This window comes from Methylophaga sp. (genome assembly GCF_048266885.1).
Classification (GTDB): Bacteria; Pseudomonadota; Gammaproteobacteria; order Nitrosococcales; family Methylophagaceae; genus Methylophaga.
The window spans coordinates 54,947-79,664 of the sequence record NZ_JBLWYR010000009.1 but is presented as its reverse complement, the minus strand read 5'-3'; the positions used below and the strand labels follow the sequence as shown (position 1 = coordinate 79,664).

Genomic DNA, 24,718 nt, shown 5'->3' with positions numbered 1-24,718 from the left:
TCATGAATAAGACTAAGTTTGTGCCGTTACTTCTTGCGCTCTTAATGTTTGCTCCAATCAGTGCTTACAGTGCTCCATTAGATTTAAGTAATACACCGTTGTATCTTGGAGGCTCCGTTGCACCGAATGTAATGTTTTTACTTGATGACTCTGGGTCAATGCAATTTGAAACCATGCCGGATACGCTGACAAATTTATTTTCTCAGAGTTGTTGTACTAATTATCAAATGTGGGTGTATCCAAGAGTAAGTGGTTTGCACGGTGATGGGGATTATGCAAACGCTACTCGCGTACCCAGCTTCAGAGCAGGCAGTATTATGGGACTAGCTTATCGGTCCGCTTACGTAAATACTCTCTATTATAATCCTGCAGTAACTTATCGGCCTTGGGTGGATGGTGAAGATAAAGAGAAGGACATGCCCGACGCAGCTCCTGAGAAAGCTCCCAACCGTCCATTATTTACAGAGTTCGGAACACGCAATTTAACCGTTACTAATACTCAATCTGCTCGTTGGATAGACGATCGAACGAATAGCCATGACAGTGAATCCAGAACATTCTACCCTGCCGTTTACTCGACTTATATTGGTCCAGAAATAGCTGATATTAATGCTGCAATAGTAGACGCAGCAAGCCCATTATGGACCGTGGCCAATTATACTCGAACTGAGATTCGTTCGAATAAGCCAACATATAGTGGAGAAGGGCGTGATAAAAGGGAAGATTGCACAGCGGGTGTATGTACTTATGGCCAAGAAATCCAAAACTTTGCCAATTGGTATACCTACCATCGTAATCGTATTTTCGCTTCTCGGGCTGGTATAGGTCGAGCATTCTCCTCTCAACCCGACTCGTTACGGGTAGGTTTTGGTGCAATCAACAAAGGGAGTACAACTATAGATGGTAAAAGTACGGCGGCAGTAATATCAGGCGTAAGAGCTTTTTCTGAAAGCGCAGAAGATTTTTACAATAGACTCTACACCATTGATATCCCAGCACAAGGAACACCTTTAAGACGTGCATTGCAAGGCGCTGGAGATTATTTTTCAAGATCGACTCCAGATCCCCAGGGGCCATGGAATACAACTCCTGGAAAGGCCGGCGGTGAAGATTTAATTTGTCGTCAAAGTTACACAATTTTAATGTCTGATGGAGCGGCATCAGGGGACTCGGGAAATGCAGCAACAGGGGCAAGAGCAAATAATAATGATGGGACTTCTGATAACTCATCAACTAATACCAACCCTGAAGTTGGTGAACCAGATTTTTCATACTCTCCTGCTCATCCGTTTCAGGATAATCGTAGTAATACATTAGCTGATGTGGCGATGTATTATTGGAAACGAGATCTTCGCACTGATTTAGAAAATAGAGTACCAACCAACAATACAGATTCGGCTTTTTGGCAGCATATGACAACTTTTACTGTTGGATTAGGGGTTTCAGGTTCTATTAATCCAGATGACGCATTTGCTGCTATTGAGTCAGGAACATCTATTGATTGGGGCGATCCCGAATATGGTACCGCTAATTGTACTGGCGATGCATGTATCGCTAGGCAAGATGATTTTCTTCATGCCGCAGTAAATTCTCGTGGTGGTTTTTTCAGTGCGGCAGATCCGGACACCTTTGCCACTGAACTTGAAAATGTATTATTTGCCATTCAAGGTCGAGAAGAGTCTTCGGCATCTTCCGTTGCACTGAACTCGGGTTCTATCTCAGATGATAGTCGAGTGTTTCAAGCGCTTTTTGACCCCCGTGATTGGAGTGGTCAATTGCTGTCATACCAAATTAACACCACACCAGGAGCAAATCTTGGTAATTTAAAAATGCCAGCCGAGTGGGATGCCAGAAACCTTATTCCCGAAGCAGATAGTAGAAAAATCATTACTTACAATGATGCAAATGGCAAACCATATGGTAGACCTTTTCGTTATTCAGATATCAGTGAAGATCAACAGGAGTTAATTGTAAATGAGGCAACGCTCGACTATTTAAGAGGCGATCAAAGTAATGAAATCAGCAACAATAACGTATTTCGAAATCGTACCTACTTGTTGGGCGATATCATTAACTCTAACCCTGCACTAGTTGCGGCACCTGTACAACGGTACCCGGATAATTGGGGTGCAGAAGCCGAAGAGAACGCAGCACCATATTCAGAGTTCCGTGAGGATTATAAATCAAGGCCCCCCGTCGTTTATGTAGGCGCAAATGACGGTATGCTTCACGCATTTGATGCCAGTTCCGGTGTCGAACTTTTCGGTTATGTACCAGGTGCGGTATATAGCAATCTGTCATTTCTAACTAATCCCAATTACGCTCACCGTTATTATGTGGATGGAAGTCCAACTATTGTTGATGCTTTTGATAAAAGTGATGGTATCTGGAAATCCATACTAGTTTCTGGGCTAGGAGCTGGAGGACAAGGTATTTTCGCATTGGACGTGACTGAACCTATTGCTTTAAGTGCTACTGAAAGCACATTAGCAAATAAGGTGCTTTGGGAATATACCGATGAGACAGATAAAGATAAAAGTGATATTGACCCTACTAAACATAGTCACGATATGGGATATACATTTGGCCAACCCAGCATCGTAAGGTTACAAAATGGCCAATGGGCTGCTCTGTTTAGTGGTGGTTATAACAATATTGTAGATAATAACGGAGATGGGGAAGATAATTCTGACAGTGAAACAGGCAACGCAGTACTTTATTTAGTTGATCTTTTTGATGGTTCTTTCATTGCCAAATTTGATACGAAAAAAGGTACCGAGAATGATCCATCTGGAAATTATCGTCCAAATGGGTTTGCTTCACCCGCCGCAGTAGATATTGATGGTGATTCAATTGTTGATTACATTTATGCCGGAGATCTATTTGGCAATATGTGGAAAATTGATGTGAGCAAGTCTACAACAGACGAATGGGGATTTGCCTTTGGTACTGTTGATGCTCCTGAGCCACTCTATAAAGCTTGTCTTGGAAACAATTGTACTGGCGGTGATAAGGTTAATGTTCAACCAATTACCACTCGTCCCCAAATTGTGCGTCATCCAACTTCAAAGGGATTTCTTGTGATGTTTGGAACAGGTAAATATTTTGAAGTAGGTGATAACAGTGCAACTGGGCAGGTAACGCAAAGTTTTTATGCAATTTGGGATAAAGCAGAGGCAACGCTAACCCCGATTGTTCGCAGTGATTTACTACGACAAAATATCTTATCTGAAGTAAAAGTATCAGGCTCAGATTATCGGATCACCTCAGATACAGTAATCAATTGGAACAATAAAAGTGGATGGTATATCGACTTGATAAGTCCAGGTGCAGCAAGTAATTTGGGAGAGCGGCAAGTAAGTAATGCTGTTATCCGCAATGGCAAGGTGATCTTTACTACTTTATTACCATCAGATGATCCCTGTCGTGATGGTGGCACTAGTTGGCTGATGGAGTTAGATTTTGCCTCGGGGGCACGACTAGCCTATTCTCCTTTTGATATTAATGGAGATGGTGCTTTTGATAGTGTTGATTATATTTGCATTGCGAATTGTGAGCTAGATGCAGAAGGCAACCCAGATCCAGAGCGCGTTGATGTACCAGCGAGTGGTAAAAAATCCGAAGTAGGGATTATTTCTTCACCAAGTATTGCCAATGAAGCTGGTGGACAACGTGAGTTTAAATACACTAGTGGTTCATCCGGTAATATTGAGGTTATTGTAGAAAACCCAGGCCCGGGGTTTGAAGGAAGGCAATCATGGCGACAACTGGATTTCCAATTTTGATATTTTGGATAATAATAATTAAGGGAACTAGCGATGAATAAATATCACAATGGTTTTACTCTGATTGAGTTAATGATAACCGTTGCCATTATTGCAATCATCGCTGCAATTGCTTATCCATCTTATCAGGAACAAGTTAGAGAAACTCGTAGGGCGAATGCCCAAGCTGATTTATTAGAGCTTTCAAGCTATATGGAGCGTTATTATACAGAGCGATTTAGCTATACTGGTGCAGTATTACCTTTCAATACATCCCCTAAACAGGGCGGCTCAACTTTTTACAACTTAAGCTTCCCTCCTGCTAACCCTGGTGCAAACTCTTATACTATTCAAGCGGTTCCAACTGGAGCCCAAAGCAACGATCGTTGTGGCACAATGACTATCACCGAGGTTGGGCAAAGAGAAGCCAAAAAAAGTGGTGTAGTTATTCCAAATTGTTGGTAAGAATATCGCTCATAAAAACAACAAACCCGCTTAACGCGGGTTAGTTGTTTGGAACTCTATAACTAAAGTTGGATTTTAGCTATCAACATTCACATGGCCATCTTGCACCAGCTTGTTGATGATTTCAGCCTGCTGAGTTGAAGTATCAACCCCCCCCACACCTAAGTCTGCTAATGATCTTCCTTGCAGAATAACTGTCTGTGTCACATCTCCTGCATCAGGTTTCAGTTCAATCACAATATCCGAACCGTCTTCAGTAATTGAAATAAAGTCAGTTAAATTACCAGCCTCTTCACCAACAAGAAGGTCGGAGAAATCCAGAACATCACCTTCGGCAATATTAAAATCCGTTACGATGTCACTTGGATCTTGGCCGATAAATGAACGATCATCTCCAGCATTCCAAACGAATATATCCTTTCCTTCACCACCAGTTAAAATATCATTACGTTGCCCGCCAGTAATAATGTCATCCTGGTCAGTACCAATCAATTCATCATGACCTCGAGTGCCATTAATCACATTCGGTGTGTTTGGTTCGCCCTCACCGGGAATAATCGTACCGGTTCCTGCATTAATGACTACCGTAACAGGTTCACTTACGTTCCCGGCCTCATCCGTAACAGAATATTCAAACTCTGTTGCAACATCAGGAATCTCTTTTACTGAAACACTTTGAATATAATAATCACTGCTATCTGTGCTACTGGTTTTGCCATCAGCATAATCGATGCCGGTGAATTCTAATGTGTCGAATACAATACCTTCAGGGAGCTTGAAAGTAGCATTACCAGCAGGCCCATTTGGATCAGTTGTCAGATTATTATTTGCTAAAGAAAAATCAACAGCCTCTCCGTTCACCATGGGTGTGCCATTTGCGGTGGTGAATGTCCATGTCCCAACCAACACCCCATTTAACCAAGCTTGAACCTGCCCTACTTCTTTTTCACTCGCAATCAGTCTGGTAACACTAATCTCAGCTGCTGTTGATGGATTATCAAACTTCATGGAAATTTTTTCTGAAGCATCACCGCGATGTTCCAACTGTCCTGGCACAATTGTACCGCCAGCTACGCCGATACCATCATTGTCAAAGGCAATCTTAGCTTCTTGCCCATTGAGATCAGTGGCTGTAAGGGTGACTCCACTCCAGGCTGCACTACCTTTAACCCCACCAAAATCCAAAGTAGGCATTAAAGCAATATATTCATTATATTGTTCAAGCGTCGCCGTCCAGACAATACTGTCTTCAGTTGTGAATTCATCACCAGCTGTAAGCTCTTGCCATTCGTCATTAACGAGTATGTATAACTGACCAAATTCTGGTTCTGCAGTTAATGTAAAAATCAAATCTGATTCCACTGTTTCTGCATCCTGGCCCCCCAATGAAGGATCGGCCTCAAATTCGGTGGGATATGTAGTACCTAATTCAGAATCATCAATTCCGCCGCCAACACTGAATTGTTTAAAAACAAAAGCGTCTGTTGGTAATCCAGCAATGTCAGCGGCAAACTGATAAGAAGTCAAAACTGGGTCTGCCAATGGTGGAGTATTATCCACTGGATCTACAGGATCTACAGGATCTACAGGATCTACAGGATCTACAGGATCCAAATCATCCGATTCATCAACCAAAAACTCAAATGGAAGCGGGTCCAAGAAATCAACACTTGGTCCTGTGGTTTCAAAGCCTGAATCAGGTGTGATTCGAGGAGCAAGATAATCAACAACTACCGCATCGCTGCCACCTTCACTGGTTGGCTGTGCGCCAGGGCCTGCTGCGGTAGCGTCAGCGATTTGTGTTGGATCTTCGCCAGCCAGTAATGCTTGTTGAATGGCTTCAATTTCGTCGACGACTTCAGCAGCAGGCGTTGGTGTCTCAGCCCCTGCTACATCAAATTCAAATGTTTCACTGTCTAATACCGCTTGTGAATTTCTTCCCAGATCCATCACACTGCCATCAGGAAATTCGATTTCGATGGCGCCAGCAAGACCCGTGGTAATGATCTCGTTTGGATAAACCTTGTCACCAACTTGTAAATTTCTTACAGTCCCATCGACTGCTGTAGCAGTTGCGGTGCCAATTAAGGCTGAAATAATACCGGCTTCTGTAGCCATAATGCTTCTCCGATGAAATGCTGCTTCCTTGAGTCAACATGAATTATGTGACCAACTTGGCAGATAGTCTCCCATGACCATGAAAACCGATCTACTGTACATTGGTACTAAATATTAAATAATGTTTAAAATATTCAGTATTAATTAATGCAAAATCTCAGCCAGTTGAACTCAAAGATTGGCCTTATTCTATTACTGGCCAAATTCTCCGGCGGCAAAATGATTGAGCATATCGGCAACCAGGCGCCTAGGCAGCCAGGCTTCTCCATCATGTACAGCGCGAATAGCTTTTACTAATTTGTCATGTTGAGAGGGGGTTATATATCCTCGAGCTCTAAACCCTGTTGCTTTTAACTGATCAAAGTCTGGCACTTTGTCTGACAGGATAATTGTTTGATTATGGGAGTAATTAGTCGCCAATACCAAACACAAAATATCCGTATTAATACGATCATTATGTTGCTCTAACACGGTTATATCGGTATTTGCGGCTTTTATTTCCAATACCGCGTCATCAATTGTATCGGGCTCAATCACAGTAATGTTTAGATCATCGTGAACCGCCAAATTAATTAAACTCGGTATAGAGCGACCTATCACCACTACGTTGATCATGCGTATGTCCTGAGAATCATGTTGATAAGCTGCCATTGTTGCTCCCATCCCTGAAGTGGTGATTGGCGAAATCCACTACGAACAAATTGTTGCAAACGTCCTTCGACAATACTTAGCAATAGATTAGCCGTTTCATTCACGGGTCTCCCACCAGCTTGTATCAAAGTTAATTCGCGCTCACGAAGTATTTGCCGGAATTGTGTTTCTAATCGGTCAAAAAATTGACTGACTCGTTGGCGAAGCCGCTCTGTTTCGCCGGTTAGCGCTGTACCAACGAGTACACTGCTTATACCCGGGTTTTTTGCGCTGAATCCCAGCATCAGTGCCATGATTTTTTCACATCGAGAAACCGCATTATCGTCTTCGTCAAGAATTCTGCGGATAAGACCGAAGACCGTATCTTCTGAAAATTCGATAAGACCTTCGAACATTCTTGCTTTACTAGGAAAGTGGCGATACAGCGCCGCTTCTGATACCCCTAAACTTTCAGCTAACTGTGCTGTAGTTATGCGTTCTCCAGGATGTTGTTCAAGCTGCGATGCTAATGCTTCCAGTATGGCTTGATGACGCGACTGTTTATTTTGGGCACGCGTAGATTGTTGATCCGTCATCGACCGCCTCCACGGATCAGCGTACCTACACCCTCATCCGTAAACATTTCCAATAAGACCGCATGCTGTACACGACCGTCGATGATGTGTGAGCTGGTCACCCCTGCTTGAACTGCATCTAACGCACAGCCAATTTTAGGTAACATTCCACCGTAAATGACACCTGACGCAATTAAATCATTGACTTGTTTTGCATTCAAGCCTGTGAGCAATTTTCCGTCAGCATCTAGCAGCCCGGGTGTATTTGTCAATAGGATTAACTTTTCGGCCTGCAATACTTCAGCAATTTTGCCAGCAACCAGGTCTGCATTGATATTATAAGATTGCCCATCTTGGCCTACACCGATTGGCGCAATAACGGGTATGAAATCACTGTGGATCAACATATCTATGACGCTGGTATCGATACTGGTTACCCGACCAACAAAACCCAAATCAATCATTTCTGGCGCATCAACAGTGACATCATCAGATGACGCAAATTTCATTTTTTCTGCAAAAATCAAACTGCCATCTTTACCCGTCAAGCCGACCGCGCGACCGCCATGATTATTAATCAGGTTCACAATACTTTTATTGACTTGTCCACCAAGCACCATTTCAACAATATCCATGGTTTCAGTATCAGTCACTCGCATGCCGTTAATGAATTCAGACTCTTTACCGATTTTGGCTAACAGCTGACCGATTTGTGGACCACCACCATGCACAATAACCGGATTAATTCCCACGGCTTTAAGCAACACGACATCGCGGGCAAAACTATTTTTCAAAGTTTCATCAATCATGGCATTACCGCCATACTTGATCACCAGCGTTTTACCCGAGAAACGTTGTATATAAGGCAGCGCTTCCGTCAGTACCTGAGCAATATGTGACGCTTTTTGTGTATTCAAACTCATCAACAATTTCTTCCTTGTCCCACGCTATCTAGCAAGGGCTCTTTTTTTATTATTTTTGCTTATGCAAAATTACGACCAAATTGACTAGGTTTAAACTCTTTTAGTCAATTTTCTAAAAATTCAAACTTAGGTTGGGTTTCACCTGCAACATCTGTTGAATAAACTGCTGTTTAATCTGCTCTAAATCGGCTTCGGTCTCAGCTTCAAAACGCAAAGTCAAACCAGGAACAGTATTTGAAGCTCTAACGAGCGCCCAACCTTTGTCAAAATTTACCCTTACACCGTCAATGGTGATGACTTCAGCCCCATCAAACTGGGCATTTTGGGTGAATTGTGTCATAAAACGGCGGCACTCTGCTGTATCTAAATCAACTAAAATTTCCGGTGTGTTAAAACTCTGTGGTTGAGCTGCAAAAATTTCTGTAGCGCCACGACGTTGCGGATCATCGGCAATCAGGGCTAATAATCGACAAGCAGCAAATAAGGCATCATCAAAACCATACCAATTATCATTAAAAAAGATATGTCCACTTAACTCACCAGCCAGCTTGGCATCATGTTTTAGCATCTCGGCGCGAATTAAAGAATGCCCAGAAGGACACATGATGGCTTTGCCACCAGCTTTAGTCACTACCTGTTCCAATAATCCTGAGCTTTTAACGTCATAGATGATAGTGGCCCCTTTATGACGTTTAAGAATATCGGTAGCAAATAACATTAATAGACGATCTGGCCATATAATTTCACCTTCGCTATTAACTACCCCCAAGCGATCACCATCCCCATCAAATGCTAGACCGATATCTAAATGCTTATCTCTAACAAGTTTGGATATATCACGCATATTCTGCGGTTGAGCGGGGTTTGGATGATGATTGGGAAAATGACCATCCACATTACAAAACAACTCATGTACTTCACAGCCGAGCGCTGTTAATAATTTGGGCATTACCCGGCCAGCAATACCATTACCACAATCAACCCCTACTTTCAGCGGACGGGAGATAGGTACAGCCAGTTTCACTTTTTCAATATAGCTGTCAAGGATATCCGCTTGTCGTAACTGCCCTTCACCACTGTACAACCGTGATTGTTGTATGCGCTGATAAATCCCTTGTATAGCGTCACCAGAAAGTGTTTTGTTATTGATAACGATCTTCAGGCCATTATAGCCTTGAGGGTTATGGCTGCCGGTGACCACTACCCCACAATTTGTTCGCATATGTTGAGAAGCAAAATACACCAGTGGTGTTGGTACGCCGCCAATATCAGTTACATCACAACCACTGGCTAAAATACCTTCAATTAAGGCATCACTAAAACTTTCACTGGAAAGCCTTCCATCACGCCCAACGATAATCCGCGTCTGCTCTTGATGTTGCGCCTCTGAGCCAATCGCTAAACCCAATACTCGCATAATCGGTTCGCTCAGCTGGGTGCCGACAATGCCCCGAATATCATAGGCTTTAAAAATAACGGGCTTAATATCTACCGGTCTGACTCTATCGACCGCCTCAGTTTTACTAATTTTTGGCGCCGCAACCCGAATTACTGCAGGCATAGGCGTATTATCGATGTTGACCTCATTTTCCACATATTCCACAGGTCTTGGACGGGCACCGATTTGCGCTTGCTTTTTGGGTCGCAATGTACTGAATTTGTTGGCAACCAGCCAACACAATACAAAAACAATAATGGTCAGCATAGCTAATGCTGACCAAGTCGCCGATTTAGCAACCCGCTCAGCAGGCCAAAAAGCCAATCTCCAGTAGGCTCCGGGAAGTGCCTGAGTATAAATAGGGTTTGTTTGCTGTACTTTTGTATCCCCTTGTTCCAGCAAGGTTAACCAGTTTTGTGCTCCTTGTTGCAAAGCCAAACTTCCCGAACCAATCGTTAAATAGCGTTCTCTGAGTTTATTTTCCAGTTCCGTTGTTTGGAGTGTTAACACCAGGTATCCAACACCATCATCCAATTTTTTAGTCAGTAAAATATGTGCCTGAGGGGTATTTGGCTGCATAACCGCTATATCAGCTATACCTTGTTTTTCTGCCTGACGTAGACTATTTATCGTGCCAAAACTCACAGGAATACAGGCATCGGTTGTGGGAGCAGAGGGTATCGCAGATATAACACATGCGCTTGATGCTTCAGGCCAACCATAGGAAACAGGATCTTTAACATTTTCTGCCGGCATCTCAGCAAAACGTTGCTGCCATGTTTGTAACAAATCCGTTAATCCTGACGCTGCAAGTGCCAGTTTTTCCGTTTGTTTTTGATTGAACGTCTTTAAAGCAGATTGTTTTTGAAAGTCATTAATCCAAATCGCCGCAGCTAGCCCGGAGACCAGGATCAAAATCATGAGCAAGACGGCTAAAGAACTTAGCCTTCTGCGAAAGATTTTCAAGTTTTGCAGAGTTAGTAGCACAGCTGTGCTCAGTTTCTGCCGGTATGACCAAAGCCGCCACTGCCGCGTTCACTGGCAGTAAATTCGGTAACCTGTTCAAACCCAACCTGAACCACTGGAACAAATAGCATTTGAGCAATCCGTTCCCCCACTACGATTTCAAAGGGTGTATCGCCACGATTCCAACACGATACAAAAATTTGTCCCTGATAATCACTGTCAATTAAGCCGACCAAGTTGCCTAATACAATACCGTGTTTATGGCCTAAGCCCGAACGCGGCAAAATCATTGCCGCTAAAGCAGGATCATCAATATGTATGGCGATTCCGGTCGGTATTAAAATAGTTTCGCCGGGATGTAATGTTAGGTTTTCATCTAGGCAAGCACGCAGATCCATACCAGCTGACCCGTCTGTTGCATAATCGGGAAGCTCAATGGATTTACCTAATCTCGGGTCGAGAATTTTAAATTGAATTTTTTGCATGATAGCGCTCTGTTATTAATGTTATGAGTTCGCGTGCGATGTCAAGTTTCGGAGCGTTAGTCAAAGACTTATGCCCACTCTCCCAGAAAACTTCCAGCGCATTGTTATCCTGACTAAAAGCCAGTCCATCCCCCACCCGATTCGCTGCAATTATATCTAGTCGTTTTTGCTGTAATTTTTGTTGGGCATAATGTTCTACATCATCCGTTTCTGCAGCAAAACCGACTACCAGATCCGGCCGCCCGTCTGCGTTAGCGACTGCGCTAATAATATCGGGATTCAATTCAAGTTGCAGTGATAAATCGACATCAGCAGATTTTTTTAATTTAGTTTTAGCTGGGGTTGCCGGCCGATAATCGGCCACCGCAGCACAACCGATGAAAATGTTTGTTTGTGTTAAATGCTGCATAACAGCGTCATACATTTGTTGAGCTGTTTCCACATTTACCCGATTCACACCTGTGGGGGTACTCATCGTTACCGGGCCAGAAATCAGCGTGACATCTGCTCCAGCATCAACAGAGGCTTGAGCTAACGCAAAGCCCATTTTCCCTGAACTACGATTGGCAATAAAGCGAACCGGATCGATAGGTTCATGAGTGGGACCTGCGGTGATAATGACCTTTTTCCCTGCCATCGGACCCGGCTGAAGCTTTGCCAACAAGAACGTCAGCATATTATCAACCGCCATCAAACGCCCTTCACCTTGCTCTCCACAGGCCTGATCACCGCTTTCTGGACCAATAAATTCTACACCTCGTTGTTTGAGCAATTGGCAATTATGTTGGGTAGCAATGTGCGACCACATTTTATTGTTCATAGCCGGTGCAACCATAATCGGCGCTTCTGAGGCGAGACATACAGTTGAGATTAAATCATCAGCATGGCCATGTGCTAGCTTTGCCAGACAATCAGCTGTTGCAGGTGCGATCAAAATCCAATCGGCCCAACGCGCCAATTTAATATGCCCCATAGCAGCTTCTTCATCGGCATCAAAGAAATTGACTGATACTGGATTGCCACTCACTGTTTGCATCGTAAGTGGCGTAATAAATTGTGTGCCGCCCTGACTCATCATCACCCGCACTTCGGCACCCAGTTCTTTTAACCTTCGCACCAAATCTGCTGCTTTGTAAGCAGCAATACTGCCAGTGACACCCAGCAAAATATGTTTGTTCTGCAAAGCATTATTCTCGCTCATGCTGCTTGTTTACCTATAGCTAAATCGCGCAAACTCAAGTCATCCAGTACATCATTTTGTGCTTCGCTAATCTCGGTAAAAAATGCTTCAATACCGGGCTCTGTATGTTGCTGTAATTTTGAAACACCGACTTCTTCAGCACTTCGCAAACAAGCCAATATTTCACTGACCCGGATTTTGCTGACATCGCCCGCCAAAGTATAGGCAATTTTATCGCCTACCACTTCGACCAGGAATCCCCCATCTTCTAACATACCCAACAAGTCCTCTAAATTTTCACTGCTTAATGAGGTGAGCTGCTCTAGCTCTGACAGAGTGTAGGCAGGCTTTTGCTCGCAAAACTGGCGAGCAATGATTGTCATTATCCACAAACCCTTTTTTTCACGTAAACGCGGACTTAGTACCAGTGTTTTTCCACCCATCAATACAAACCTTGGATGTTGCAGATAAAACGCTATTTGTGACCCGGTCAGCAAAATATACCAGCCCAAATAGAGCCAGATAATAAAGAAAAACAAAATCGCAAAGCTGGAATAGATTGCTGTGTAATTGGAAGAAGAAGCGACAAAAGTTGCAAATAATGTACCTAGACCAATCCACAAAGCCCCTGCGACCATTGCACCGCCTAAAGCTGGTGCGATTTTCACCCGGGTATTAGGAATAAAGGTATATAAAAAGGTAAATGCCAGCACAATCATCAAATACGGCAATAACTTGGTCAGTATTAATAACAAGGTGCCAAAGGGTTCGATTGACTGCAGTGTTAACACTACATCGTGTTTCATTACGGTAGCGGCAACGCCCAGAGCCGAAAACACTAAAACAGGACCAATCATGACCACACTAAGATAATCGGTGAATCTGCGTGCAAGGGTTCGGGGACGTTTAACTCGCCACACGTAATTGAACGCGCTTTCGACTTTTTGCACCAATGCAATAATCGTATAAAACAACATGCCCAAACCAATCGACCCGAGTACACCAACTTTAACGTTTTCGACAAAACCGATAATGTTGGTTGTCATTTCTGCACCCCGTTCACCGAGGGGCGACATAAAATTCAGCAATACAGGTTCTATTTGATTGTGCACACCAAATGCTTTCAGCACTGAGAAAGCCACAGCAATCAAAGGCACCAACGACAATAAAGTGGTAAACACTAAACTCATCGCTCGTAAATTTAACTCGCCAGTCGACAATTGCCGAACCATGACGTAGGCGACCCTTATCGCATGACGTCCCATGCGTTTTGCTCTACTGGCACTTTCAGCAGTTTCCAGCCAAAGTTGAACTTGGAAAAACTGTTTTATCTTTTCTATATAGGCGTTCATTTTTGTAACCATTCTGATGGCCTTTTGATCCATTAAATTGGATTATCGATATCGATAAAATAATGTTGTAAGTCAAACTGCTGAGCTAAATGCTCTCCCAGTGATTTAACGCCATAACGTTCAGTAGCATGATGCCCTGCAGCAATATAATGAATTCCCAACTCTCGAGCCAAATGCGTGGTTTGCTCAGAAGCTTCCCCACTAATAAAAGCGTCAAGGCCGGAATCTGCTGCCTGCTGAATATAGCCTTGTGCAGCACCAGTACACCAACCAACTGTACGAATAACACGATCATGGCCAGCAATGATGGTGGGCTCACGACCTAGTTGACTGGCAATATAGGATGAAAATTCAGTTAACAATTGCGGCGCTTTTAGTTTGCCACGTAAACCAATTGCTGGCTCCCCCGTCCCCGTGATAACCCCGTCTATTTGAAGATCCAGTATTTTCGCCAATTGCACATTGTTACCAAACTCTGGGTGAGCGTCTAAAGGCAAATGATAGGCCATCAGGTTTATATCATTGGCTAATAACGTTTTTAAGCGCTGATATTTAAGGCCCGTCACCGTTTGGGATTCTCCGCGCCAGAAATACCCATGATGAACCAAAATAGCATCGGCATGCTGCTTCACTGCAGCATCTAATAAAGCTTGGCTCGCCGTTACGCCGGTGACCAAAACCTTAATCACGGGTTTTCCTTCAACCTGTAAACCATTTGGACAATAGTCCTGAAATCTTGAGATTTGCAATTGTTCATCAAGATAGGCGTGCAGCTCTGTTCGGGTTATCATCCATCTCACTCCATAAAAACTAGAGGGTCTGCTTATCTTTCAGAGGCTGCTCTGAAAAATTAACAAACCCTAGCCACTATAACAAACAGGAGTCTTAAAATGGATGCTGTGAGTATTATTGCGCTGAGTATGGGCGCCGCCTGGGCCAGTGGTATCAACTTATATGCCGCCGTATTTATGCTGGGTTATATGGGTACAACCGGGCATATCGTTCTACCAGCAGAATTGCAGGTACTTAGCGATCCATTGGTGATGACCGCTGCAGCGGTAATGTATTTTGTGGAATTTTTTGCCGATAAAGTGCCGGGCGTCGATACTGGTTGGGATACGTTACATACCTTTATCCGGATTCCGGCTGGAGCTATGTTGGCAGCGAGTGCAGTGGGTGATGTGAGTCCAGCAATTGAACTTACTGCCGGCCTGCTGGGGGGCGGTCTTGCTGCAGCCACTCACGCGACTAAGGCAGGCAGCCGATTGTTGATCAATACTTCTCCTGAGCCATTTAGTAACTGGAGCGCCTCAATAACCGAAGATTTGCTGGTGATTGCTGGATTATGGACAGCACTGACACATCCCGTTTGGTTTCTGGCGGCATTATTAATTTTTGTAGTATTGATGATATGGCTGTTGCCACGTCTATGGCGGTTAATTAAAACGGTTTTGCAATATATCGGCAATTGGCTGGGAAGGTGCAAAAAACCGGAAAAAGCTGAAAACATTTCAACAAAAACAACTGAACCATTAATTGTGAAATCAGTAACCGATGAAACGAAACGTTAACGACGGCGATATACAACGCCATGCGGAGTACGTTGTAAATCGAACGCATCGGTATAACCGCTGATGGTTTCAGAAGCTCCCAGGAACAAATACCCCCCCGGATTCATTGCCTGGGCAAGCCGAGTCAGAATGTCCGTCTTGCGTTGCATAGAAAAATAAATCAATACATTGCGACAAAAAATCACATCAAACCGACCTAACCCCGTATAACTCTGTAACAAATTCTGCTCTTTGAATTGCACCCGTTGTTTTATTTCATCTGCAATTTTCCAGCGTCCTTCATGCTGTTTAAAAAACTGTTGTCGTCTTGCAGCAGAGATCCCTCTGATTAACGCGTGCTCTTCATAAATGCCTAGTTTCGCCAGTGTAAGCATGCTATTGGAAATATCGGTGGCAACAATTTGTGTGCTTTTGAGTTTACTGTCAGGCTTCTTACGAATGTATTCGCTGAGGATCATACTGATAGTGTATGGCTCCTGGCCCGACGAACAGGCAGCAGACCAGATTTTGCAGGGTGGCGTTACCCGGGTTTCCAGATCAGCCAGAGTCATCTTTTCAAATACTTCGAAGGGTCCACCATCTCTAAACCATGAGGTTTCATTGGTGGTCATCGCGTCAATGACTGAATCACGTAAATGCCGCGGATGGCCTCGTTGAATAGCATTTAACAGATCGGCTACCGAAGGAATATTCTCATCACGTAACAATTTAGTGAGACGACTGACAATTAAATATTGTTTACCATCACCTAAAACGATGCCGCAGGCTTGTTCCAAAAAAAGCCGAAACCGCTCGTAGTCGGTCTGACTAATGCTATTTCCTTGTAACATAACTGCGATTTGCCCACCCTGTTAATTTGGTCTATAGCATTTAGCGGTCAATATGCTTAAATGTTTAGCCATTATGATTTAGATATACTCTGATTGCTTATATGCCAAAAAACAAGCCCAATATGACACGTCGCAATATTTTAATCACTGGATGTTCCAGCGGCATTGGTTTGGAAGCTTCTCAGATATTACAACGTCGCGGTTATTATGTAATTGCTACCGTGAGAAAACCAGCCGATCAAGCCTTGCTTGCTGAAGCAGGTGTCACCACTTTACTTTGTGATTTAAACGACAGTGAATCGATTTACACCATGGTTGCGGCAGCGATATTGGCCTTCGAGGGTCAAATTGATGTGTTATTCAATAATGCTGCGTATGGCCAGCCAGGTGCAGTAGAAGATTTAACCCGCGAAGCGCTGCGTCAGCAATTTGAGACCAATGTATTTGGCACACAAGAACTGACTAATCTGGTTATCAAACAAATGCGGCAACAAGGATTTGGCAGAATCGTTTATAACAGCTCTGTTTTAGGCTTAATCGCGCTGCCTTATCGTGGTGCCTATAATGCCAGTAAATTTGCCATCGAAGGTCTGGCAGATACCTTACGTCTGGAATTAAAAGGCACAGGAATTGATATTTCGCTTATTGAGCCCGGTCCAATAACCAGCAAGTTTCGGCAAAATGCCTTTGCCAAATATCAGCAACATATTGATAAAAATATCAGCGCCCATAAGACTACGTATTACGCAATGGAAAAACGCTTGTTAACGCCCGGTCCCGCAGCGCCTTTTACACTACCAGCCAAAGCTGTAGTTGATAAATTACTGCATGCCATTGAAGCAGAACGTCCTAAGATCCGTTATTACGTCACCTTTCCAACTTATCTGTTTGCTTATCTCAAACGTGTTTTACCGGCTAGAGCTTTGGATTGGGTACTCAACAGAGTTTCGCGAGGCGAACAACAATAATTAGCGCACATTTTTTAACCTCAGTGATATGCCATAATCGCCTGCACAATACTTCCCATGGATGTGATTAAAATGGCCAGGATGTCAAAACTTCAACTTCATTGGAAAACGGCCTACAGCATTTTTTTTGGCAGCTGCCTGACAGGCCTAATCATTCTGGCTCTGATTGCCTATTTAAACTTTAAAAATGGGCATTTTGAATCGTCCCAGCTGTGGAGCATTTACTTACCACCCTTTTTATTGATTCTGCTATTTTCAACAGCTTTAACCCTATGGGTATTACGACGCCTTTCCCGTCCGTTAAACCAGATCGAACAGATATCACTGGCTTTACCGCTGTTGTCAGCAAAAAAATATCAACAAGCTCGGGTTTTATTATCAGAAAAGACTAGTAGCAATATCGATCAGGAAGTTATTGATTTATCAAATATCACCAATCAGTTGATTAATGTACTCGATCAGTTAGATCAGAATAGTCGAATACGTAATCAACAAGTCCAAATTATAAATCGTGAACTGCAAAAAGAGCGCGACTTTATTAAAAGTCTGCTCGATACGGCACAGTTAATCGTTTTAACCATCAACAAACAATTTGAAATTTCGCTTTTTAATGATTATGGCGAACACATCACTGGCTATAGCAAACAAGAAATGCTCGAAACCAATGTGGCCAGAATGTTTCCTGCAGGCCATTGGACACAAGCCAATATCCACTTCAATGAATTATTAGCTGGTCATCAACGTATAGCACAACAAGATGCTGAGCTTATTGATAAAAATGGGCTTATTCGGCAAATATCCTGGCTACATTCTCGGCTGGAACATGATAACCAGCAGGCAGTTATTTTATCTGTTGGTCTAGATATGACGGATAAAAAAGAGGCCGAAAAACGTATCGTTTGGATGGCAGAGCATGATCCACTGACTGATTTGTGCAATCGTCGTAAATTTATTGAAGAGTTCGAAAAATCGTTACGGATGGCAATTCGTTATCACCATCACAATACCTTGTTATATCTCGATTTGGATCAGTTCAAAGATATCAACGATACCAGCGGACATAGAGCCGGGGATGAACTGTTAATTCTGGTGGCCAGGGCTCTTAAACGGGTCACCCGTTTTACCGATTTAGTTGCCCGATTAGGTGGAGATGAGTTTGCCATTTTGATACCGGAAAGTGACGCTGCTGGCGCCATTACTCTGGCGAAAAAGATAATTCATGAACTCAGTACGATTCAGCTTGAATATGGAGCTGTTCATCATAAGGTGTCTACCAGTGTTGGTATCGTGCATTTCCCGTTACAAGATGCCAGCATTCATGAACTAATGGGATTTGCCGATCTGGCAATGTATCAAGCTAAAGCAGTCGGCAAAGGTGTTTATCATACATTTTCGGTTGATGATCGTACTCGAGAGCAACTAGAAGCACGTGTGCTGTGGAAACATCGTATTGAACAAGCATTGGAGCAAGACTTGTTTGTCTTGTTCTATCAGCCCATCCTCGAATTACAGTCTGACAAAATAGAGCACTACGAAGTATTGCTGCGTATGCGTGATCCGCAAACGGGTGAAATGCGCTTACCTGGCAAATTTATTCAAATTGCCGAACAAGTTGGCCTGATTCAGCAAATTGATCATTATGTAATCAGACATGCTCTGAAACAGTTAGGCGCGCTGCAAAAACAGCAGCGTAATGTCAGTTTTGCCATTAATTTATCTGGCTTAGTAATTGATACATCGATTTTATTGCCTTTGTTGGAAAGCACCATCGCTGAATATGAAGTGGAAGCTAGCGCTATCATTTTTGAAATCACTGAAACAGTCGCGGTTTCCAATTTACAACAAGCCAAGGAAATGATGCATTCAATTAAAGCATTGGGGTGTCGCTTTTCATTGGATGATTTTGGTGTTGGGTTCTCATCATTTAACTATATGCGAGAACTTCCGGTAGATATCATCAAAATCGACGGAATATTCATTAAAAACCTGGATAAAAATGCCGATGATCAGCTTTTTGTTAAGGCCTTAGTAGATGTTGCCAAAGGATTAAACCGTAAGACCACTGCCGAATTTGTTGAAAACGCTGAAATTCTGCAGCTGCTCAGAGGTTATGGCGTTGATTTCGCCCAAGGATACTACATTGGCCGACCACAGCCAGAGCTGCTGGAGGCAATGGTTTGGAATCCCCCTCTGTGAAGTGATCTATTTGTCAATTTTGTGCCTCATGCTTGTGCACTGAGAAAATTCATTCGTTTCAAATTGGTGCAAAAACACCCCCACGGAAAACACATAAACCCCATAAGCAATTGAAATGGTTAAACAAATAAACTTAGGCATAAAACATGCAAACTGCTTACCTGTTTAATATCAATCTTACCCTGGAGTTTTTATGTCATATCTCTTACCCAGCGAATTTAGCAAAAAAATGGTCGATGCCGGAGAAGCCAAACTCAAAATGGCTACTCGGGATGTGTTAATTCGAGCTTATATGGCAGGAGCTATCCTGACTCTTGCAGTCGCGTTTGCCGTGACCACTGCAGTACAAACTGGTTTGCCAATTGTGGGGGCGCTAGTATTCCCTGTTGGTTTTGTTTTGTTAAATCTACTGGGTTTTGACTTATTAACCGGTGTGTTTGCTTTGGTACCATTAGCTTTGTTAGATAAAAGGCGTGGCTGCACATTTCGGGGAATGTTAAAAAATTGGATGTTGGTTGCCTTGGGTAACTTATTCGGTGCATTAACAACCGTATTACTTGTTGGAATCGCGTGGACATTTGCCTTCACTACCGAACCAGGTGCTGCAGGTCAAGCTATTGCGAAAGCAGCTGAAGCACGTACTTTGGGGTTTGCAGCGCATGGTGGCGCAGGTTGGCTGACTGTTTTCGTGGCGGGCATCCTTTGTAACTGGATGGTTTCAACCGGCGTTGTGGGTGCGATGCTATCGAACTCTGTTGGCGGCAAAGTGATCGCTATGTGGTTACCCATTGCTGTGTTTTTCGGGCTGGTCTTCGAACACTCGGTAGTCAACATGTTCCTATTCCCGATGGGCATGCTGATGGGTGCTGATATCACCATTGCTGACTGGTTATTGTGGAATGAAATTCCGGTCATCCTCGGTAATCTAGTGGGTGGCTTAGTACTAACTGGTGGCATGTTGTATGCGACACATTACAAAACGGGTGCACCTACCGCTGAATTTTCTGAAAAAATGAACTGATTCCTCGTTGGCCTGGCATCTGTTCTGGGTGTCAGGTTTTTTATTCGAACACAAAAAGACATTTTGGAGTAACAATGAATAAACTTGCTATGACGCAAGCCATCATGGTGGCAAAAGAAACCAAAGAACTGACTTGGGAAAAAATCGGTGAAGCAACTGGCATGTCAGCAGAATGGACAGCATCAGCTTGCCTCGGTATGAATAGCATGCCAGCCGATACTGCCAAAAAGCTTTGTCAGGTATTAGATCTGGGAACTGAAGTCGAATTGGCCCTGCAGAAATATCCAAACAAGCAATGGGAACAAACGGTTCCTACCGACCCACTGCTCTATCGTCTCTATGAAATGATGTCGGTTTACGGCCCGACCATTAAAGAAATTGTGCATGAAAAATGCGGTGATGGCATTGTTAGCGCTATTGATTTTGCGATGAAAATTGAGAAAAAACCTGATCCTAAAGGTGATCGGATTGTCATTACTTTAGATGGAAAATTTTTACCGTATAAGTCGTGGTAATGATAATAAAGGGTGTACAGGTATTAACAGTGCACCCTCAACTTTAACGGGTTGGCCGAGCGTAAACGTAGACCAGATAATAGGCCATCGCTACAAAACCAGCACCACCGACAATATTTCCCAGCGTAACGGGGATTAGGTTACCCATCAACCCACCAAAATCAAGTGTTGCCAGTTGCTCTGCATCAAAATGACCGGCCGCTACAATGGCCTGATCCGTTGCTGCAATTATCGCAATAGGAATCATGTACATATTTGCCACACAATGCTCAAAGCCCATCGCCACAAAGCCAGAGATGGGGAATAACACCGCCATCACTTTATCGGTCACGCTACGTGAGGCATACACCATCCAGCTACCTAAGCAGACCAGCACATTACAAAACAGCCCTCTGACAAAAGCTTCTGTGGTCGTGTGATCAACTTTAGCCAATCCCGTTTTAATGGCCGTGACACCGACCCCGAGATTACCATCACTTAAATAGCCTGAGAGATATACCAGATACACCGTAACCAGCGCCCCCACCAGATTACCGACATAAACAATTCCCCAGTTTCGCATTAATGACTTAAAGCTTACCTGACCTTTAGCGTATGCCATCACGACCAGCGTGTTACCGGTAAATAACTCTGCTCCGGCGATCACCACCAGAATAAAGCCCAAGGCAAATACCAGACCGCCGACCAATCTTGCTAATCCATAAGCAGCGCCAGCATCGGTCATGACAACGGTGTAATACATTGCAGCAAATGAAATAAAGGCGCCGGCCATCAGTGACAAAATTACCAATGGGATGAGAGACATATTGGCCTTATCGACCCCGACGGTTTTGACTTTTTCGGCGACTTCCGCTGGCGTGAAGGCATCGACAAACTTGCCGAAATCAGACATGTGATTGTTACCTGTGAAAGTTAAGGAGAAAGTCCGGCATTATATCAGTGAGTTGCAAAGCTTTTCAGGGATTGCTTCCCGAGAAAGGTGGAAGTTTTAAAGCGTCTATAAACCTTTATGAATGAAGTTGGAATCTTCAAAAGTAAATTAAAATTTAATTAAATTCTTAATGATAAATAAATCCGGGATGGATAAATTTAGGCATCCATCCCGGCAATAGTTTGTTCATCGCTTAGTGTCTCAATTCACTGGTAAACACTAGCTCCTCATCCTGAACATCCACTTTGATAACATGGCCCGCCACAAATCGGCCGGATAACAAGGCCTGTGCCAGCAGATTTTCTAACTGATGCTGAATAACGCGTTTCAAAGGACGTGCACCATAAACCGGATCAAATCCCGCTTCAGATAGCATGTCCAGCGCTGCATCGGATAATTCAAGTCCCATGTCTTTTTCAGCCAAACGTTGGCGCAAATGTGACAACTGAATATCGGCAATAGCACGAATTTGTGATTTCTGTAGCGGATGGAACACCACCACATCATCCACACGGTTAATAAATTCCGGGCGGAAATGCTGGCCGACAATTTCCATCACCGCATTTTTCATAGCGTCATAATTGTCTTCACCGGCCATCTCTTGAATCACATTGGAGCCCAGATTTGAGGTCATCACGATAACGGTATTTCTGAAATCCACGGTCCGACCTTGACCATCAGTCAAACGTCCATCATCCAGCACTTGCAACAAGATATTGAAAACATCTGGATGGGCTTTTTCAACCTCATCCAACAAGATCACTGAATAAGGTTTACGGCGCACTGCTTCGGTCAGATAACCACCTTCTTCATAGCCCACATAACCAGGAGGCGCGCCGACAAGACGCGCAACTGAGTGTTTTTCCATAAACTCGGACATATCAATCCTTACCATGGCATCTTCAGTATCAAATAAGAATGTTGCTAATGATTTGCACAGTTCGGTTTTACCCACACCAGTTGGGCCTAAAAACAAAAATGAACCGTTAGGACGATTAGGATCAGACAAGCCAGCACGACTGCGACGAATCGCATTGGCAACTGAATCAACGGCTTCGTCTTGACCAATCACGCGCTCATGTAAAGCTTCATCCATTTTTAGCAATTTATCGCGTTCACCTTCCAGCATTTTGGACACCGGAATACCAGTCCATTTAGAAACCACTTCGGCAATTTCCTCTTCGCCAACTCGATTCCGCAGCAATGTGAAGTCCTGCATTTCAGCCTGTGTGGCAATATCAAGCTGCTTTTCCAACGCAGGAATACGACCATATTGCAGCTCAGACATTTTTTCTAAATTGCCACTACGGTTAGCTGATTCCAGCTCCAACCGGGCTTTTTCCAGCTCTTCCTTAATGTGCTGACTACCATGCAAAGCCGCTTTTTCCGATTTCCATACTTCCTCTAAATCAGTGTATTCACGCGCCAGTTTTTTCATCTCTGTTTCAAGCGTATCGAGACGTTTTTTCGAGGCTTCATCCGATTCTTTCTGCAACGCCACACGTTCAATTTTCAACTGAATTAAACGCCTTTCCAGCCGATCCAATACTTCCGGTTTGGAATCAATTTCCATTCGAATCCGGCTGGCGGCTTCATCGATCAAATCAATCGCTTTATCCGGCAAATTTCGGTCAGTGATATACCTATGTGATAAGGTCGCTGCGGCAACGATGGCCGGGTCAGTAATATCCACACCATGATGCACTTCATAGCGCTCACTCAGACCACGCAAGATAGCGATGGTCGATTCCACACTAGGTTCGCCCACCAGCACTTTCTGAAAACGACGTTCCAGAGCAGCGTCTTTTTCCACATATTGGCGATATTCATCCAGAGTGGTGGCACCGATACAATGCAATTCACCGCGCGCCAAAGCCGGTTTAAGCATGTTGCCGGCATCCATTGAACCTTCGGCTTTACCAGCACCAACCATGGTGTGGATTTCATCAATAAACAGAATGATCTGTCCTTCCTGTTTCGATAGATCACTTAGCACTGCTTTTAGACGTTCTTCAAATTCACCACGGAATTTGGCGCCCGCAATCAACGAACCCATATCCAACGATAATACCCGTTTGTTTTTCATGCCTTCTGGCACTTCACCATTGACTATTCGTTGGGCGAGTCCTTCAACAATGGCGGTTTTACCGACCCCCGGTTCACCGATCAACACCGGGTTATTTTTGGTACGACGTTGCAAAACCTGGATAGTGCGGCGAATTTCGTCATCCCGCCCAATCACTGGATCCAACTTACCGCTTTCGGCACGGGCTGTGAGATCAATTGTGTATTTTTCCAACGCCTGACGTTGTTCTTCTGCATTTTGATCGGTCACGCGTTCGCCCCCACGAATTTTATCAATCACATTGTTTATGTTGGTTTTATTGCCGCCATGCTTACGAAGCAATTCACCTGTTTGATTTTTATCCTCAACTGCTGCCAGCACAAATAACTCACTGGAAATAAATTGATCCTGGCGTTGCTGGGCCAATTTATCAGTTTGATTTAACAAACGGCTTAACTCAGAAGAAATCCGAATATCGCCATTGCCGCCTTCAACCTGAGGAAAACGCTTTAACTGTGCTTCAAGATCAGCTTGATAAGCTGGCACATTGACACCACTTTGCGCCAGCAAAGGTTTCACGGTGCCACCTTGCTGATTGAGTAATGCCAACAATAAATGTGCTGGCTCTATGACCTGATGATCACGGCCGACCGCAAGACTTTGTGCTGCTCCCAGTGCTTCCTGAAATTTGCTGGTGAGTTTATCGATTTGCATCGTAATATCCC

General features: G+C 43.7%; 19 protein-coding genes. 7 read left to right on the top strand and 12 right to left on the bottom strand.

The window, feature by feature from the left end; genetic code table 11:
* The first annotated feature begins 2 nt into the window (after positions 1-2).
* Entirely contained in the window at positions 3-3,785 is a 3,783-nt protein-coding gene (locus ACN0V2_RS06185) for a pilus assembly protein (protein WP_417549923.1), read from the top strand.
* A gap of 33 nt (positions 3,786-3,818) precedes the next feature.
* Positions 3,819-4,229, top strand: coding sequence for a type IV pilin protein (locus tag ACN0V2_RS06180; RefSeq protein ID WP_417549922.1), 411 nt, complete (start codon positions 3,819-3,821; stop codon positions 4,227-4,229).
* A 75-nt stretch (positions 4,230-4,304) separates the two neighbouring features.
* Here the strand turns inward: ACN0V2_RS06180 and ACN0V2_RS06175 are convergent, their stop codons facing one another.
* From ACN0V2_RS06175 to ACN0V2_RS06135, 9 genes are all read right to left on the bottom strand, one after another.
* The gene (locus tag ACN0V2_RS06175) at positions 4,305-6,347 is read right to left on the bottom strand and encodes a retention module-containing protein (RefSeq protein ID WP_417549921.1); all 2,043 of its coding nucleotides are present in this window, start codon (positions 6,345-6,347) and stop codon (positions 4,305-4,307) included.
* A gap of 192 nt (positions 6,348-6,539) precedes the next feature.
* Complete coding sequence (locus ACN0V2_RS06170) at positions 6,540-6,998, bottom strand: hypothetical protein (protein ID WP_417549920.1); 459 nt, start codon at positions 6,996-6,998, stop codon at positions 6,540-6,542.
* Complete coding sequence (slmA, locus tag ACN0V2_RS06165; RefSeq protein WP_417549919.1) at positions 6,959-7,573, bottom strand: nucleoid occlusion factor SlmA; 615 nt, start codon at positions 7,571-7,573, stop codon at positions 6,959-6,961. The genes ACN0V2_RS06170 and slmA overlap by 40 nt, the downstream gene beginning before the upstream one ends.
* Complete coding sequence (argB, locus tag ACN0V2_RS06160) at positions 7,570-8,475, bottom strand: acetylglutamate kinase (protein ID WP_417549918.1); 906 nt, start codon at positions 8,473-8,475, stop codon at positions 7,570-7,572. The genes slmA and argB overlap by 4 nt, the downstream gene beginning before the upstream one ends.
* A 112-nt stretch (positions 8,476-8,587) precedes the next feature.
* Positions 8,588-10,834 (bottom strand): phosphomannomutase/phosphoglucomutase, encoded by a 2,247-nt coding sequence (locus tag ACN0V2_RS06155; protein WP_417549917.1) that lies wholly within the window; start codon positions 10,832-10,834, stop codon positions 8,588-8,590.
* 74 nt (positions 10,835-10,908) lie between these two features.
* Positions 10,909-11,364, bottom strand: a complete 456-nt coding sequence (dut, locus tag ACN0V2_RS06150) for a dUTP diphosphatase (protein WP_417549916.1) — start codon at positions 11,362-11,364, stop codon at positions 10,909-10,911.
* The gene (coaBC, locus tag ACN0V2_RS06145) at positions 11,345-12,565 is read right to left on the bottom strand and encodes a bifunctional phosphopantothenoylcysteine decarboxylase/phosphopantothenate--cysteine ligase CoaBC (RefSeq protein ID WP_417549915.1); all 1,221 of its coding nucleotides are present in this window, start codon (positions 12,563-12,565) and stop codon (positions 11,345-11,347) included. The genes dut and coaBC overlap by 20 nt, the downstream gene beginning before the upstream one ends.
* Positions 12,562-13,896 (bottom strand): YhjD/YihY/BrkB family envelope integrity protein, encoded by a 1,335-nt coding sequence (locus ACN0V2_RS06140; RefSeq protein ID WP_417549914.1) that lies wholly within the window; start codon positions 13,894-13,896, stop codon positions 12,562-12,564. The genes coaBC and ACN0V2_RS06140 overlap by 4 nt, the downstream gene beginning before the upstream one ends.
* Before the next feature lie 32 nt (positions 13,897-13,928).
* Positions 13,929-14,687, bottom strand: coding sequence for a Nif3-like dinuclear metal center hexameric protein (locus tag ACN0V2_RS06135; RefSeq protein WP_417549913.1), 759 nt, complete (start codon positions 14,685-14,687; stop codon positions 13,929-13,931).
* 99 nt (positions 14,688-14,786) lie between these two features.
* On the opposite strand from ACN0V2_RS06135, the gene ACN0V2_RS06130 reads away from it, so the two are divergent.
* Positions 14,787-15,467 (top strand): DUF4126 domain-containing protein, encoded by a 681-nt coding sequence (locus tag ACN0V2_RS06130; RefSeq protein ID WP_417549912.1) that lies wholly within the window; start codon positions 14,787-14,789, stop codon positions 15,465-15,467.
* Here the strand turns inward: ACN0V2_RS06130 and ACN0V2_RS06125 are convergent.
* Complete coding sequence (locus tag ACN0V2_RS06125) at positions 15,464-16,297, bottom strand: CheR family methyltransferase (protein ID WP_417549911.1); 834 nt, start codon at positions 16,295-16,297, stop codon at positions 15,464-15,466. The genes ACN0V2_RS06130 and ACN0V2_RS06125 overlap by 4 nt on opposite strands.
* 101 nt (positions 16,298-16,398) lie before the next feature.
* Here ACN0V2_RS06125 and ACN0V2_RS06120 point away from each other — a divergent pair, with 101 nt between their 5' ends.
* The 4 genes from ACN0V2_RS06120 (at position 16,399) to cynS (ending at position 20,997) form a co-directional block, all read left to right on the top strand.
* Positions 16,399-17,265, top strand: coding sequence for an SDR family NAD(P)-dependent oxidoreductase (locus ACN0V2_RS06120; protein ID WP_417549910.1), 867 nt, complete (start codon positions 16,399-16,401; stop codon positions 17,263-17,265).
* Positions 17,266-17,346: 81 nt separating this feature from the next.
* Positions 17,347-19,461 (top strand): putative bifunctional diguanylate cyclase/phosphodiesterase, encoded by a 2,115-nt coding sequence (locus ACN0V2_RS06115; RefSeq protein WP_417549908.1) that lies wholly within the window; start codon positions 17,347-17,349, stop codon positions 19,459-19,461.
* Between the two features lie 193 nt (positions 19,462-19,654).
* Positions 19,655-20,482, top strand: coding sequence for a formate/nitrite transporter family protein (locus tag ACN0V2_RS06110; RefSeq protein ID WP_417549907.1), 828 nt, complete (start codon positions 19,655-19,657; stop codon positions 20,480-20,482).
* Positions 20,483-20,556: 74 nt separating this feature from the next.
* Positions 20,557-20,997 carry a cyanase gene (cynS, locus tag ACN0V2_RS06105; RefSeq protein WP_417549906.1) on the top strand — a complete coding sequence of 147 codons (441 nt, stop codon included), beginning with the start codon at positions 20,557-20,559 and terminating at the stop codon, positions 20,995-20,997.
* Positions 20,998-21,040: 43 nt separating this feature from the next.
* On the opposite strand, the gene ACN0V2_RS06100 is transcribed toward cynS, so the two are convergent.
* Positions 21,041-21,889 (bottom strand): formate/nitrite transporter family protein, encoded by an 849-nt coding sequence (locus ACN0V2_RS06100; RefSeq protein WP_417549905.1) that lies wholly within the window; start codon positions 21,887-21,889, stop codon positions 21,041-21,043.
* A 232-nt stretch (positions 21,890-22,121) separates the two neighbouring features.
* Positions 22,122-24,707 (bottom strand): ATP-dependent chaperone ClpB, encoded by a 2,586-nt coding sequence (clpB, locus tag ACN0V2_RS06095; protein WP_417549904.1) that lies wholly within the window; start codon positions 24,705-24,707, stop codon positions 22,122-22,124.
* Between the last annotated feature and the right edge of the window lie 11 nt (positions 24,708-24,718).